Raw genomic sequence first — 14,856 nt, 5'->3', positions numbered from 1 at the left:
CCCGTCCGCCACTCGTCATCAAGTGCAAGCACTCATGTTACCGTTCGACTTGCATGTGTTAAGCCTGCCGCCAGCGTTCAATCTGAGCCATGATCAAACTCTTCAATTTAAAGTTTGATGCTCAATAACTGTCTCTGACATATTCAAATGAATCTTCAGTGTCACTTATCAAGACTTAACTTTTTTTAGTCCGTAGACTTTAATCTTTCGTCTCGCAAGTGCCCACACAGATTGTCTGTTTCTTATTTTTAAAGAGCTGACAGCTTATGTTCCTCATCAACCTTTTGTTGATTTAGTTCGCTGTCTCAAGGGTTGCGTATATTACTCACTTCACTTGTGAACGTCAACCCCTATTTTAGAATTTTTTATTTTTTTGTGTTGAATGACTGCTTTTTACACAAATTTAGGCGTTATAGGGTTATTTTTAGCTGTTTTGTCACATTAATAGCTTTATTAGTAGCCTCTTTAACTGTCGATGCTCTAGCTAACGCAACACCCATTCTTCTTGTTCCTTTTACTTCTGGTTTACCAAATAAACGTAAATCAGTTTGCGGTTCGCTCAATGCTTTATCAATATTAGCGAAAGTTATTTGTTTTGAATTACCTTCTATTAATAAGACTGATGATGCACAAGCACCATATTGTTCTATAATTGGAATTGGCAATCCTAATATTGCTCTAGCATGTAATGCAAACTCAGATAAGTTTTGTGAAATTAACGTCACCATACCCGTATCATGAGGGCGAGGTGATACTTCACTAAACCATACTTGCTCCCCTTTAACAAATAATTCAACACCAAATACTCCTCGCCCACCTAATGCTTCTGTTATTTTAGTTGCAATATTTTTCGCTTTTTTCAATGCTTTTTCAGGCATCTGCTGAGGTTGCCAAGATTCTCGATAATCACCTTTTTCTTGACGATGGCCAATTGGTTCGCAGAATGAAACTCCGTTAATATGCCGAACAGTCAGCAAAGTAATCTCGTAATCAAAATCAATAAAACCTTCTATGATTACTTTACCTCCACCAGAGCGCCCTCCCTCTTGAGCATATATCCATGAAAATTTAATATCTACTTCACTACGCAATAAAGATTGACCTTTACCCGAAGAGCTCATAACTGGCTTAATCAAACATGGAAAACCGATCTCTTTTACCATTTGTTCATATTCAAATTCGTTTTCAGCGAAACGGTAAGGTGAAGTGGGTAGTTTTAATTCTTCTGCAGCAAGACGACGAATCCCCTCACGATTCATTGTTAATTGCGTTGCTTTTGCTGTTGGAATAACAGTAAATCCTTCTTTTTCCAACTCAACTAATGTAGATGTGGAAATAGCTTCAATTTCTGGAACAATATAATCGGGATTTTCCACTTCAATGACTTTTCTTAGAGCATCCCCATCAAGCATATTAACAATATGATACCGATGAGCTACTTGCATTGCTGGCGCATTAGCGTATCGATCAACTGCAATAACTTCACAGCCAAAACGTTGTAATTCAATCGCCACTTCTTTAGCTAACTCTCCTGCACCACAAAGTAATACTTTTGTTGCAGTAGGTGATAAAGGAGTACCTAATTTAGCCATAATTCCCTCATACACAGTTAATCGTTATATCTCAAGAAATAAAAAATCGGGAAAATTATCCCGATTTTTTAATCAATATTAAGCTTGATAAGGATCACGTAAAATCATGGTTTCATTGCGATCCGGACCTGTTGAAATAATATCAATTGGTGTTTCGGTTAACTCTTCAATTCTTTTGATATAAGCTTTTGCTGCTTGTGGCAGTGCATCATAGCTTTTAATACCAAAAGTTGATTCGCTCCAACCTGGCATAGTTTCATAAACAGGTTTAACTAAGCTCCACTCTTCAGCGGCAGCTGGAGCATTTTTGATAACATCACCATTTGGTAATTGGTAACCGACACAAATTTTTACTTCTTTCAGCCCATCTAACACATCAAGCTTAGTTAAACAAAATCCTGAAACAGAATTAAGTTGTACCGCTTTACGCACAGCAACTGCATCAAGCCATCCAGTACGACGGCGACGACCTGTTGTTGCACCAAATTCATTACCTTGTTTACAAAGATACTCACCAACTTCATCAAATAGCTCGGTAGGGAATGGGCCTGCACCAACACGCGTAGAGTAAGCTTTAACAATACCTAACACATAGCCAACATAACGCGGACCAAAACCAGATCCCGTTGCCACACCACCAGCAGTAGTATTAGAAGAAGTTACAAAAGGATAAGTACCATGATCGATATCAAGTAATGTACCTTGTGCACCTTCGAACATAATTCTTTCGCCTTTTTTTCGTGCTTCTTCTAAAAGCGCAGGAATATCGGCAATCATAGCAACTAAAATATCAGCTATAGCTAATGTAGCATCTAAAACTTTTTGATAATCTACAGCTTCGGTTTTGTAATAATTGACTAATTGGAAATTATGATATTCCATCACATCTTTTAGTTTTTCAGCAAAAGCTTGACGATCACGTAAATCACCAACTCGAAGTCCACGGCGAGCAACTTTATCCTCATAAGCAGGACCAATACCACGCCCTGTTGTTCCAATAGCTTTATTGCCACGAGCTTTTTCTCGAGCTTGATCTAATGCAATATGGTAAGGCAAAATTAGAGGACATGATTCAGAGATAAGGAGCCTTTCCCTAACAGGAATTCCACTATTTTCTAACTCTTTCATCTCTTTCATCAAAGCGTCAGGACAAAGCACTACACCATTAGCAATAATGCTAATAACATCATTACGTAAAATTCCTGATGGAATTAAGTGTAATACTGTTTTTTCACCATTAATAACTAATGTATGACCTGCATTATGCCCGCCTTGATAGCGAACAACATACTTCGCTTTTTCCGTAAGTAAATCAACAACCTTACCTTTTCCTTCATCACCCCATTGTGTACCTAACACAACAACATTATTACTCATAGACTATTTACTCATTTTGTTAATTATCAGATTTTAATTTCATATATTTAAAAAATTCACTATCAGGGCTAATAACTACAATATCATTATCTGTAAAGCTTCGTTCATAAGTTTTTAGCCTCCGTATAAAGCTAAAAAACTCTATATCTTTACCAAAGGCATCAGCATAAAGTTTGATTGCATTCGCATCACCTTCACCACGAATAGAGCGAGATTGACGTTCAGCTTCAGATAATATTTTGGTTACTTCTAGTGTAGCCTCTGCTCGTATTTCATCAGCTCTTTTAACACCTTGAAAATGTTGATTTTGGAACACATTATTTCGTTCTGCTTTCATTTTCTCATAAATAGAATTAGACATTTCTTGAGGAAAATTAACTTTCTTTAAGCGAACATCAATAACTTCAATACCGAACGGTCTCATACTCGCTTGATTAACCTCTAAAGCTTTTTCATCTTTATTAGCTTGATTTTCAATCGAATTACTTTTATCCAATTCTTTAACCGTGCTATTTAAAATATCTTTTACACGGGTTACTATAGAATTATGAGAGTTATTATTCGTATCATTAACAACATCAATGATATTTAATTTTTCAATTTCTGTTCTTAAACAACCATTTGATCGAGCAAGCAACAAGTTCTCGATACTATTACCAGCAGCAATAGTTTCATAATATCGATTAAAATCAACAATCTTCCATTGTACAAAATAATCAACAACTAAATTTTTATTTTCACGTGTTCTAAATTTTTGTTCTTGACCGACATTATTAGGACTATTTGTTGTTTTGATTTTAGCATCAACAATTTTTACATTATCCATTCCTGGAAATTTAAAATGTAATCCAGGTTCAGATAATCCTATAATTTTATTAAACCGTAAAATTATTCCACAAGTACCTTCTTCAATAACATAAGCGCTAGAAAAAAACACACCAATCAAAATTAATACTATAGGAACCAATAATTTGCGCATGCTTTTCTCCTTATCTTCCCATAAACCGTGGAGTCCGCGTAGTCTCGCCAACTTTAATGGTGTTATTAGTGTTATTGTTATTTTCTTTTGATAATTCCGGCTTTGATTTAGGCTGTTCTTTTATTGTTTCAGACGAGCTCAGCATATTGGAATTATATTCACTATTTTGGTTTGATAACGTCATTGTTTGAGAATTTTTTTCACTCTTATTTTTTAATAGTACTTCTAACGGTAACACCATTAAATTTCCACTTTTATCATTCACTATAATCTTATTGGTTTTGGTTAATACTCTTTCCATAGTTTCAATATATAAATGTTCTTTAGTAATTTCTGGTGCTACTTTATATTGTGGTAAGATTTTTTCAAAACTAGCCACATCACCAGCAGCTTCAAGTTCTACTCTAACCTTATAAGCATTAGCATCAGCTAAAATTCCTGCTGAACGTTCTTCTGCTTGCTGAATTTTTTTCACCTTATCAGCTTCAGCTTGTTTGATTTCTCGCTCACTATCGTCTTGAGAATGAAGCGTTTTATTGTCATTACCTTTCACTTCATCTGGTAGACGAGCAACTTGAAAATTCAAATTAACAATATTAATACCCATATCATAGGGACTAATGATATTGACTAACTCATCTTTAGTACTATGTTCTAGAGCTGAACGTTCATCAGAGATTATCGCATCAATATTTGAACTTGCCACTACCGTTCTAAGGGCGCTATCGGCAGCTTGGCGCAAACTATCTTCTACATTAGTGACATTAAATAAATATTTTAAAGGATCGCTGACACTATATTGCACATTTATATCAACAAAAACCAAATTTTCACCAGCTGTAACAATAAGTCCCTTTTCGTTGAAATTTCGAATACCCTGTGTATCAACAATATACACTTTATCGATTAAAGTTGGCTTCCAATTTAGTCCTGGTTGAATGATTTCAGATTGAACTTGACCGAAGCGAGTAATTACACCACGTTGATTTTGGTTAATGGTATAAAATCCACTTCCTGCCCAAACTACAACAAGTAAAGCAATTATAGATATGATAATTTTAGTTGTACTCATCGGCAATTTAATTCCAGAGGAACCATTATTATTACCGAAATTATTTTTTTTTAATAATTTTTTAACTTTATCAAATAAACCATCAGATGAATGATTAGTTGGCTTTTTTTTATTATTCCCCCATGGGTCGTTATCTTGTCCGTTATTGCCGGGCTGATTCCACGCCATATTGTATATGCTCCATTTGATAATTAGTTGTTATTTTGCTTATTGATCAAGTATAACAGATCTGGTTCTTGTTTACAGAGGCGATTCCATTCTATAGAGGGAATTCTCACATCTAGATGAAAACTACCATCCTCATTAATAAATTCATTTTCTACCGCATTTAACTGATATAAACGACTTCTTAATCTTGCTAAATAAGCAGGTAAGTTTAAGTGGCAAACTTGTATTTGCTTAGCTAGCCTTTCTTTTAAAGCGATAAATAATTGATCTAATCCTAAACTATTTTGCGCTGAAATCCAAACACGAATTGGTATACCGTTTTCATCTCTATCAATACTTGGTTGTTTGCCTTCTATCAAGTCGATTTTATTCATAACAAGTAATGTTGGAAGTTCGTGCGCATCAATTTCGTGCAAAACTTCATCAACAGCATGCATATTATCTAATAAATTAGGATCTGCTGCATCAACAACATGTAATAACAATGCAGCTTGTTGAGTTTCTAATAACGTTGCTTTAAAAGCCGCGATTAAATCATGTGGCAAATGGCGAATAAAACCAACCGTGTCAGCTAAAACAACTTCACCTACATCATCAACAATAACTCGACGAAGTGTTGGATCGAGTGTAGCAAATAACTGATTAGCAGCATATACATCAGCATTTGTTAACGCATTAAATAATGTTGATTTACCTGCATTCGTGTAGCCAACAAAAGAGACTGTTGATAGATCTGCTTTATTTCTTGATTGACGATTTTGATTTCGCTGTTTTTCAACTTTAGCAAGTCTTGATAAAATTAATTGAATCCGTTGACGAATTAACCTTCTATCAGTTTCTAATTGAGTTTCACCTGGACCACGTAAACCTATCCCACCTTTTTGACGTTCTAAATGCGTCCAACCTCTAACTAAACGAGTCGAAAGATGTTTTAACTGTGCTAACTCGACCTGTAATTTACCTTCATGTGTTCTGGCTCTTTGAGCAAAAATATCAAGAATCAATCCAGTTCTATCAACAACACGACATTTGCACAATTGCTCTAGATTACGTTCTTGGGAGGGAGTTAATGAATGATTTACTAAAATAACAGAAGCATTGAGCTGTTTAACTTTTTCTGCTATTTCTTGAGCCTTACCTTCACCTACAAAATATTTGGTTTGAGGTGCTTTTCTTGAGGTTGTTACAATATCGAGAATATCTATTTGAGCCGAAGAAACTAAAATTTCAAACTCTTTAAGATCCTCGATATTGCTTTCTTGAGGGAAGAATACATGGACTAATAAGGCAGATTCACCGCCTTTATATCTCTCAAACAATCAGATTCTCCACTGAAATTCAGCTTTCGCTTTCCTCTTCGGCTTGAGATACCAATCCAGAAATAGGTCTAGATGGTACGACTGTCGAGATAGCATGTTTATATACCATTTGGCTTACAGTATTTTTTAACAAAATCACAAATTGATCAAATGACTCAATTTGCCCTTGTAATTTAATACCATTAACTAAATAGATTGAGACAGGAATATGCTCTCGACGAAGCAAATTTAAATAAGGATCTTGTAATGACTGCCCTTTTGACATGAGTTTATCCTTTAAAAATAATTATATTAAGATAAATACATTTATAAATAATTAATGTATTTTACATACTATTTCAGATACATCTTTAGTATCTACCAAAATAACATAAAAAAAGCTTCTCTTGAACCAATCAACTATAATTAATGCACAAATAACTAAAATTTTAACAAATTTAAACTAAAAAGGTAAAAAAAACACTAAATACTGACACTAATATACATAACTTTACCTACGAAAAAATTTACAATTGTATATTATTAAACCACTATAAAAATTATCACTTAAAATATGTTTCGGAATATTGAATCCATATTATCATTGTTTAACCACGTAATAGGTTGTTTCCAACCACGAAGCCATGTTATTTGTCGTTTAGCTAATTGACGAGTAGCGCAGATTCCTTTAAAAACCATTTCATCATAACTTGTATTACCATTTAAATACTCCCACATTTGACGATATCCAACACAACGCATAGAAGGTAAATTTAAATGTAAATCCGATCGCTGCATAAGTGCTCTGACTTCATTTTCAAATCCTTGATCCAACATCTGTAAAAAGCGTTGTTCAATACGTTCATGTAATTGCGAACGATCTTGCGGCATAATAGCAAATTGCATAATATCGTATGGTAATGTTTCGCCACTTTCTTGTGTAAGTTCAGTTAGACTTTTGCCTGAAATTAAATAAACCTCTAAAGCACGATTAAGCCGCTGAGGATCGTTAGGATGAATTCGTTCAGCTGAAATTGGATCGATCTTTTTTAGCTCTTCGTGAATCGCTTGCCAACCTAATTTATTAGCTTTTTCCTCTATTTGCTTACGAATTACGCTATCAGCAGCAGGAAGCGGTGAAAGCCCTTCAATTAAAGCCTTAAAATAGAGCATTGTCCCACCAACTAATAATGGAATTCGCCCTTTTTTTAGGGTTTTTTCAATTTCCACAATGGCATCATGTCTAAAATTAGCTGCCGAATAACTTTTTGCAGGATCACAAATATCAATCAATTTATGTGGATACTTTTGTTGCTCTTCTTTAGTCGGTTTTGCAGTACCAATGTCCATACCACGATAAATTAGAGCTGAATCGACGCTAATAATATCAATAGGATAACGATCATAAAGCGCCATAGCAAATGCCGTTTTACCAGATGCTGTTGGCCCCATTAACGAAATAATTTTTGGTTTATTCATGATAAATTGATTGAGTTAAAGATTGCATGTCAATTGGGTATAAAAATGAATCTTGTTGTAACAGATTAATATCCACTTGTTCTAATTGAGATAGTAACTGAATGGCTTTTACTACACTCCAGTTCATCGTAACACTATCATCATATTGATTAGCTAACCAAGCCGCTATTTGTGTTGGATCTAAAACTTCATTTTTTGAATCAGAAATAAAAGCAATTAAAGCGGGTAATAATTGTTGCCAATTGATAGTACGCAACATTTTAGGAACATTTTGCAAATACAGCTTTGCTTTATCAATATAAAAATCAAAACCTAAAAAATTTAGCTGCGGCTGATAAGAAGAAAGAATTTGCTGCTCTTTATTATTAACTGAAATTGTTAATGGTATAAGCAATTTTTCAGAATCTTGTGACAATAATTTAATCGCAACGACTTTTTGTTGAGCAATAGGTAACTTCATCAACATTAATTTTTGTTGATTATCTTCATTTTTTTCAAGCAATGCAATATCAGGTTGAATAATAGTTAACACCCGTCCAAATGTCACTAATGATGAATTATCAATCTTCTGTTGTAGTGATTGCAATGGTGAATATCGTTTAGGAAATAATGATTCAATAACCGCTTTTTGTGGTTCAGTTATTTCATTTTCTTCTACCGATAAAAATGGCTTTTTAGGCTCAAGTTGTGCAATATTTTGAGAAGGAGATTCAACGCTAACTAACTGACCATACAACGCATTTTCTTTAGCATAATTACTAGTTTTTTTGGGTAATTGGTTACTAGCTTGATAAGGCTTAGAAATCGTCTGTTGATTAAAGATATTTTCTCCAGCTGCTTGCCGATTAGGTGTTATTGTTACTTTTTCATCTGTTACAGATAAATCCGATTCAAGAGCCATAACTATAGCTTGATAAACGAAATCATGAACCAATCTTGCCTCATGAAAACGGACTTCATGTTTAGCAGGGTGAACATTAACATCAACTTGTTTTGGATCTATTTGTAAAAACACCACATAACTTTGTTGTTCATTCTCACGTCTTATATAGGCTTGTCGTAATGCATGATTAAGTAATTTATCTTTGATAACTCGACCATTAACATAAAAATATTGCAAATTACTAACTTCACTACTTGTTACCCAACCTTGAATGAACAAATCATCATGTTGCCAATCTAATTTGACTGCTTTTTGCATAAATACTCGACCACATACCAATTCTACCCTTTTTTCAAGGGTAGATGAACGGTACTGCTTAACAAGTTTACTATTATGCTGCAAATTAAAAGTAACATCAGGACGTGCAAGCGCAATACGCCGAACAAATTCCTCAATATGCATAAATTCGGTTTTTTCTGTTTTTAAAAAACGGCGTCTTGCAGGCGTATTGTAAAACAAATCAAGTACTTCAACAGTCGAGCCAACAGGATGTGCAGCAGGTTTAATCACCGGCTCCATATCCCGTCCTTCAGCATAAACTTGCCAAGCTTCAGTTTGTTCTGCTGTGCGTGAAGTTAATGTCAATCTTGCAACTGAACTTATACTCGCCAACGCCTCACCACGAAATCCAAGGCTAATAATAGAATCTAAATCATCTAACTTGCTGATTTTACTTGTCGCATGACGAGCAAGCGCCAGTGCTAATTCATCTTTAGCAATACCGCAACCATTATCTCGAATACGAATTAATTTACAGCCGCCTTGCTCAAGATCAATATCAATTTGAGTACTGCCCGCATCAAGGCTATTTTCAACCAACTCTTTAATGACTGATGCTGGACGTTCTACCACCTCACCAGCAGCAATTTGATTCGCTAATTGAGGAGAAAGAATATGAATTGTCATTAATGCTGTTCTCCAAACTTTGGATTTTGTTTAACGTAATTTTTTATACCTTGATAAATAGCTTTAGCAATCTTATTTTGATGAGCATTACTACTTAGTAAGCGTTCTTCACCTTCGTTAGAGATAAAACCAACTTCAACTAAAATTGATGGAATATCTGGTGAACGTAATACCCCTAAGCTTGCATGTTCTGGAGCAGATTTATGTAGCTTTGTTATCCCTTTCATTTCTTTTAATACTTGTTTTGCTAACTCATACCCCACTCGTTGAGAATAAGAAAATTGGAGATCTAATACAGCTTGACTTAAATGAGGATCATGATCATCGCTAAGCGCATCACCTGCCCCACCAAGTAATTGTGACTGTTTTTCATCTTGTTCAAGCCAACGGCCAAGTTCTGTGTCAGCTCGCTTAGTTGACAATACCCAGATCGAAGCACCAGTTGCATTCCGATTTGGTGCAGCATCGGCGTGAACTGAAACTAACAAATTAGCTTTATTTTTTCTAGCGATTTCAGAGCGTTGTGAAACAGAAATAAAATTATCACTACTACGGGTTAATATCCCTTTAAAATTAGGATCTTTATTTAGTAAATTGGTAAGTTTTTTAGCAATAGAAAGCGTAACTGTTTTTTCATATAACTTATTTTTCCCTATTGCGCCGGAATCTTTACCACCATGCCCTGCATCAACGGCAATCACAACTTTAGCTGCATAGGCAGAACTACAAAGCAGTAATAAGATAAAAAAAGTGAATAGTTTTTTCATTGTCTTTATATTGTTTATTTCAATTATGATAGATTAATAATCTCACTGCCTTTTTCGCTTATTGCCTGAACGCAAGCAGTACGTTCAAGCGCCAAATAAGTCAAATGAATTTCAAGATCAGCGCTTGGCAAGATCCCATTTGCTTGCTGTGGCCACTCAATCAAACAAATTGATCGCGAAGAAAAATATTCACGAATCCCCATAAACTCTAACTCTTCTGGATCGCAAAGCCGATATAAATCAAAATGGTAAACTGAAAAATCATCAAATTGGTAGGGCTCAACTAATGTATAAGTTGGACTTTTTACGTTACCTACATGACCTAATTGTTGCAAAAAACCGCGACTAAAAGTTGTTTTACCTGCACCAAGATCGCCAATTAAATAGATAATAATTGTATCATCATGTTTAGACAAATAGTTTAAACACAATTTGGCAAGTTTACTGCCAAACAAAATCGTTTGTTGCTCATTGCTTAAAATAACTGATTTCATGATGAATTCTTTGCTCAATAAATGGTTCTTATTATATACTAATAACATCAAAGATGTACTAACCAAAATGAGCTTGATTTTGTAAAAAAGTTTCAGGTAACTATACGTTTCAGTATAAAAAGTGAAAATAATGCTACATACTATATCAACAGCAAACCAATCAGCCATAAATCCACAATTAATATCAGCTCAAGATGTTGTATTGTTCTGGCAAAATGGCGTTATTCTGGCTATACAAAATAATCCATTATTAAATGATATTATAAAAAAAACTAAACACTGTTACGTCATCAACAGCGATATAGAGGCTCGAGGAATAAGCAAAATTATTGATTCAAGGCTTAAAATTATCAATATGCAACAAGTTGTTGAACTTACAACTAACCATTTTCCACAAATGAACTGGGAATAACCATAGGGCATAATGCTACCCAGTTTTAAAAAGCACGAATCATGCAAATTTGCAAAACCTAAAACCTAAGTTTAATATAAATCTCAATTGAACTCAGCTTGTATTCAAATTTATGGCTAATTTATTAACGCTATCGGAAATCAATAATTATTTAAAAAATGGTGAAGTGATTGCTTACCCTACCGAGGCCGTTTTCGGTCTAGGGTGTGATCCTGATTGTGAATTAGCCGTATTAAAACTGTTACAACTAAAACAGCGTTCAGTAGATAAAGGTTTAATTTTAATTGCTAGCCATTACCAACAATTGACTCCTTATGTAGATGAATTAGCTATTACCAATGAACAAAAACAGTTAGCACTTACTAGTTGGCCAGGTCCTATTACTTGGGTTTTTCCTAAAAATAAAAAAACACCTTATTTTTTGACTGGTAAATTCGACACCATAGCAGTACGAGTCACCAATCACCCTTTAGTTTGTAAACTATGCGATCTTTATGGCAAACCAATAGTTTCAACCAGTGCTAATTTATCGAGTTATCCTCCTTGTAAAACAGCCATCGAAGTAGCCAAACAATTTGGCCAAAATTTTCCAATTTTAGCAGGCAAAGCAGGTAATAGATTGCAGCCATCTCAAATCAGAGATATTCAAACAGGTAACATTATTCGACAAGGATAGATATATGCAAAATTTATATATTGGTGTAATGTCGGGAACCAGCATGGATGGAATAGATATTGCTATGGTTAATATTACCGAAAAAAATGTCACATCAATAGCTAGTAGTTGCTACCCAATGCCCACCAACTTAAAACAGCAACTATTAACATTATGTGAAACAAAGCAAACCACATTACAAAATTTGGGTGAATTAGACCATCAACTTGGTGAATTATTTGCCGATAGTATCAATCAATTTTTAAAAGACAATAAAATTGATAAACAACAAATAAAAGCAATTGGTTGCCACGGACAAACTATTTACCATGCACCAAACGGTAAAAATCCATTCACCTTACAAATTGCCGATGCCAATATTATCGCAGCAAAAACAAGCATAACCACCATAGCTGATTTTCGTCGAAAAGATATGGCTTATGGCGGGCAAGGAGCACCACTGGTACCCGCTTTTCATAAAGCGGTGCTACAAGATCCACAAATTAATCGTGTAGTATTGAATATAGGAGGAATTAGTAACATTTCAGTATTAATTCCTAACCATACTGTTATTGGTTACGATACAGGTCCAGGAAACGTACTGCTTGATTGCTGGATAAATCAAAACCTAGGTAAAAGCTATGATAAAAATGGACTGTGGGCAAAAACAGGAAAAGTTAATCAAGACTTATTGAATAAATTATTTGATGAAGATTATTTCAAAATACCAGCACCTAAAAGTACAGGGAGAGAGTTATTTAATTTACCATGGTTACATAAAAAATTAATAGGGACGGATTTTAAAGCAGAAGATATTCAAGCAACGCTCGTTGAATTAACCTCTTTATCAATTGCAAATGAGATCAACAAATTATCCATATTAAAAAAATTACCTTGCGAGCTTTTAGTCTGTGGCGGAGGTGCTAAAAATCCACTTATTATGCAAAGATTATCAGCATTATTACCATCATGGTCAGTATTAACAACCGATACAAAAGGTATAAATGGAGACGATATGGAGGCAATAGCCTTTGCTTGGCTTGCTTATTGCCGAATCAACAATATTCCATCAAATATTCCAGAGGTAACTGGCGCAAGCCAAGCTGTGTGTTTGGGGGTTATTTATAAATAAACTAAAAAATATATAAATATCGATCAAATCAACCCAAATTTTTGTAACGCTTTAGCAATACCATCATTATTATTAGTATCTGTAACAAACTCGGCTTTTGCTTTTAATTCATCAACTGCATTACCCATAGCAATAGGATGATCAACGGTTAGGAACATTTCAAAATCATTCATACCATCACCAAATGCATAAGTTGGCACATCGGTAAACCCTTTATTTTTTAATAACTGAGTAATACCATAACCTTTAGAGCCACCATGATTAAAAACATCAACACAGTAAGGGGTATTACGAATAAAGGTTAGTTCAGGGAAAACATCTCGATAAAGCTCTTCTCCAGATTCACAAAGTAATAAAAGCATCTGGATAGGTGATTTTAAATAAACCTGATCATCAACAGGAGGAACTGGTTGCTTAAGATAATGATAAAACTTCTCGGCTGGTTGACTATACTCAGATATACACATCATTTCATCATTATAAAAAGATAAAGGAATATTCGTTTCTTGCTTAGAATACCGATGTATTTTTATTATTACATCTTTATCAATATTATTAGTAAAAACCTTTTCGCCTTTGTATAAAACAACTTGCCCATTCATACCGATAATTGAATCAATTTGAGTCTTTTGCATTAAATCAGCAACTTCACAAGGTGTTCGACCAGTTGCTATCACTGGAATAACATTATTATGTTTTAATTTTTTTATAGCATCAAGGGAACTGGACAAAACATCAATTTGACTATTAAACAATGTTCCATCTAAATCAAAAAAAACAATAGCTTCAGGTTTATGACTCATATTACAAATCCAAAATATTTTTAATAAAAGGAATAGTTAGCTTTCGTTGTTGTGCTAACGTTGCTACTTCAAACTTTTCTAATAAAGAAAATAATGTACGCATATCGCGATTAACACGTTTTAATAAAAATAACCCAACATCTGTTGATAGTTCAAATCCACTTAATTGCGCTCTCAATTGCAAAGCTTTAAGCTTGTCATCATCGCTAAGTTCTTTTAATTGATAAACCTGCCCCCAAGATAATCTAGAAACTAAATCAGGCAATATAAAAGAAATTTGTTTAGGTGGCGCATTTGCGGTTATCAATAATTTACTCACATTTTTTTCTGTCAAACGATTAAATAAATCGAAAATAGCCTCTTCCCAATCTCTATGACCTGCTATTGCATCAATATCATCTAGACAGACTAAATCATAATTTTCTAATCCCTGTAAAATTTCAGGTACCAAATGGTAATGCTGTTTTAATGGAATATAACTAGCTAATTTATTTTGGCTTGACGCATGTAAAAGGTGAGTTCGGCCTGCAACGCTAGCCGCCCATATATAAAAGACATTAAATCCCTCTTTACCTAACAAGGTTTGCAATGAATCAAACAATAACCGATTATTACCTACATAAAAACTATCAAAAGTTTCATTATTAGATAATGGAAAAGGCAAAGGTAACTGTGAAAGAGTAATAAAGTAACCTCACAATACAAATAAAATCATATTAAGTATAAATTTGCTTTTATAAAAATCAATCACTTTTATACAAAAAGACAAACAGATAACA

General features: G+C 34.2%; 14 protein-coding genes, 1 rRNA gene and 1 pseudogene. 3 read left to right on the top strand and 13 right to left on the bottom strand.

What is annotated here, in order from left to right; genetic code table 11:
- The 11 genes and pseudogenes from A9G38_RS01165 to tsaE form a co-directional block, all read right to left on the bottom strand.
- Positions 1-109, bottom strand: a 16S ribosomal RNA gene (locus A9G38_RS01165); the annotation flags it as partial.
- A 301-nt stretch (positions 110-410) separates the two neighbouring features.
- Positions 411-1,592 (bottom strand): formate-dependent phosphoribosylglycinamide formyltransferase, encoded by a 1,182-nt coding sequence (gene purT / locus A9G38_RS01160; protein ID WP_034911896.1) that lies wholly within the window; start codon positions 1,590-1,592, stop codon positions 411-413.
- Positions 1,593-1,670: 78 nt separating this feature from the next.
- On the bottom strand, positions 1,671-2,969 hold the full coding sequence (locus A9G38_RS01155; RefSeq protein ID WP_034911900.1) for an adenylosuccinate synthase: 1,299 nt from the start codon (positions 2,967-2,969) through the stop codon (positions 1,671-1,673).
- A 19-nt stretch (positions 2,970-2,988) separates the two neighbouring features.
- On the bottom strand, positions 2,989-3,948 hold the full coding sequence (hflC, locus tag A9G38_RS01150) for a protease modulator HflC (RefSeq protein WP_034911903.1): 960 nt from the start codon (positions 3,946-3,948) through the stop codon (positions 2,989-2,991).
- 10 nt (positions 3,949-3,958) lie between these two features.
- The gene (gene hflK / locus A9G38_RS01145) at positions 3,959-5,188 is read right to left on the bottom strand and encodes an FtsH protease activity modulator HflK (RefSeq protein WP_051634214.1); all 1,230 of its coding nucleotides are present in this window, start codon (positions 5,186-5,188) and stop codon (positions 3,959-3,961) included.
- Between the two features lie 23 nt (positions 5,189-5,211).
- A complete protein-coding gene (hflX, locus tag A9G38_RS01140) occupies positions 5,212-6,507 on the bottom strand; it encodes a ribosome rescue GTPase HflX (RefSeq protein ID WP_034911907.1) in 1,296 nt (431 codons plus the stop codon).
- 19 nt (positions 6,508-6,526) lie between these two features.
- On the bottom strand, positions 6,527-6,772 hold the full coding sequence (gene hfq / locus A9G38_RS01135; RefSeq protein ID WP_034911910.1) for an RNA chaperone Hfq: 246 nt from the start codon (positions 6,770-6,772) through the stop codon (positions 6,527-6,529).
- Between the two features lie 281 nt (positions 6,773-7,053).
- Positions 7,054-7,965, bottom strand: a complete 912-nt coding sequence (gene miaA / locus A9G38_RS01130; RefSeq protein WP_034911914.1) for a tRNA (adenosine(37)-N6)-dimethylallyltransferase MiaA — start codon at positions 7,963-7,965, stop codon at positions 7,054-7,056.
- Positions 7,958-9,814, bottom strand: a complete 1,857-nt coding sequence (gene mutL / locus A9G38_RS01125; protein ID WP_034911917.1) for a DNA mismatch repair endonuclease MutL — start codon at positions 9,812-9,814, stop codon at positions 7,958-7,960. The genes miaA and mutL overlap by 8 nt, the downstream gene beginning before the upstream one ends.
- Before the next feature lie 20 nt (positions 9,815-9,834).
- Positions 9,835-10,539: pseudogene (locus A9G38_RS01120) on the bottom strand (N-acetylmuramoyl-L-alanine amidase); the annotation flags it as partial.
- Between the two features lie 65 nt (positions 10,540-10,604).
- Complete coding sequence (gene tsaE, locus A9G38_RS01115) at positions 10,605-11,075, bottom strand: tRNA (adenosine(37)-N6)-threonylcarbamoyltransferase complex ATPase subunit type 1 TsaE (RefSeq protein ID WP_034911922.1); 471 nt, start codon at positions 11,073-11,075, stop codon at positions 10,605-10,607.
- Between the two features lie 130 nt (positions 11,076-11,205).
- Between tsaE and tusB the strand changes: the two genes are divergently transcribed.
- The 3 genes from tusB (at position 11,206) to A9G38_RS01100 (ending at position 13,274) form a co-directional block, all read left to right on the top strand.
- Positions 11,206-11,487 (top strand): sulfurtransferase complex subunit TusB, encoded by a 282-nt coding sequence (tusB, locus tag A9G38_RS01110; protein WP_034911926.1) that lies wholly within the window; start codon positions 11,206-11,208, stop codon positions 11,485-11,487.
- A 112-nt stretch (positions 11,488-11,599) separates the two neighbouring features.
- A complete protein-coding gene (locus A9G38_RS01105) occupies positions 11,600-12,163 on the top strand; it encodes a Sua5/YciO/YrdC/YwlC family protein (RefSeq protein WP_034911928.1) in 564 nt (187 codons plus the stop codon).
- Positions 12,164-12,167: 4 nt separating this feature from the next.
- Positions 12,168-13,274, top strand: a complete 1,107-nt coding sequence (locus A9G38_RS01100) for an anhydro-N-acetylmuramic acid kinase (RefSeq protein WP_034911932.1) — start codon at positions 12,168-12,170, stop codon at positions 13,272-13,274.
- A 23-nt stretch (positions 13,275-13,297) separates the two neighbouring features.
- On the opposite strand, the gene A9G38_RS01095 is transcribed toward A9G38_RS01100, so the two are convergent.
- Positions 13,298-14,077, bottom strand: a complete 780-nt coding sequence (locus A9G38_RS01095) for a Cof-type HAD-IIB family hydrolase (RefSeq protein WP_034911936.1) — start codon at positions 14,075-14,077, stop codon at positions 13,298-13,300.
- A gap of 1 nt (position 14,078) precedes the next feature.
- Positions 14,079-14,762: a DnaA inactivator Hda gene (gene hda, locus A9G38_RS01090; protein WP_080702332.1), complete on the bottom strand. Its 684-nt coding sequence runs from the start codon at positions 14,760-14,762 to the stop codon at positions 14,079-14,081.
- Positions 14,763-14,856: the final 94 nt, after the last annotated feature.

The sequence above is a fragment of the Gilliamella sp. Imp1-1 genome (assembly GCF_001690415.1).
Taxonomy (GTDB): domain Bacteria; phylum Pseudomonadota; class Gammaproteobacteria; order Enterobacterales; family Orbaceae; genus Gilliamella; species Gilliamella bombi.
The sequence above is the reverse complement of the archived record's forward strand: the minus strand, read 5'-3'. Positions and strand labels throughout refer to the sequence as shown.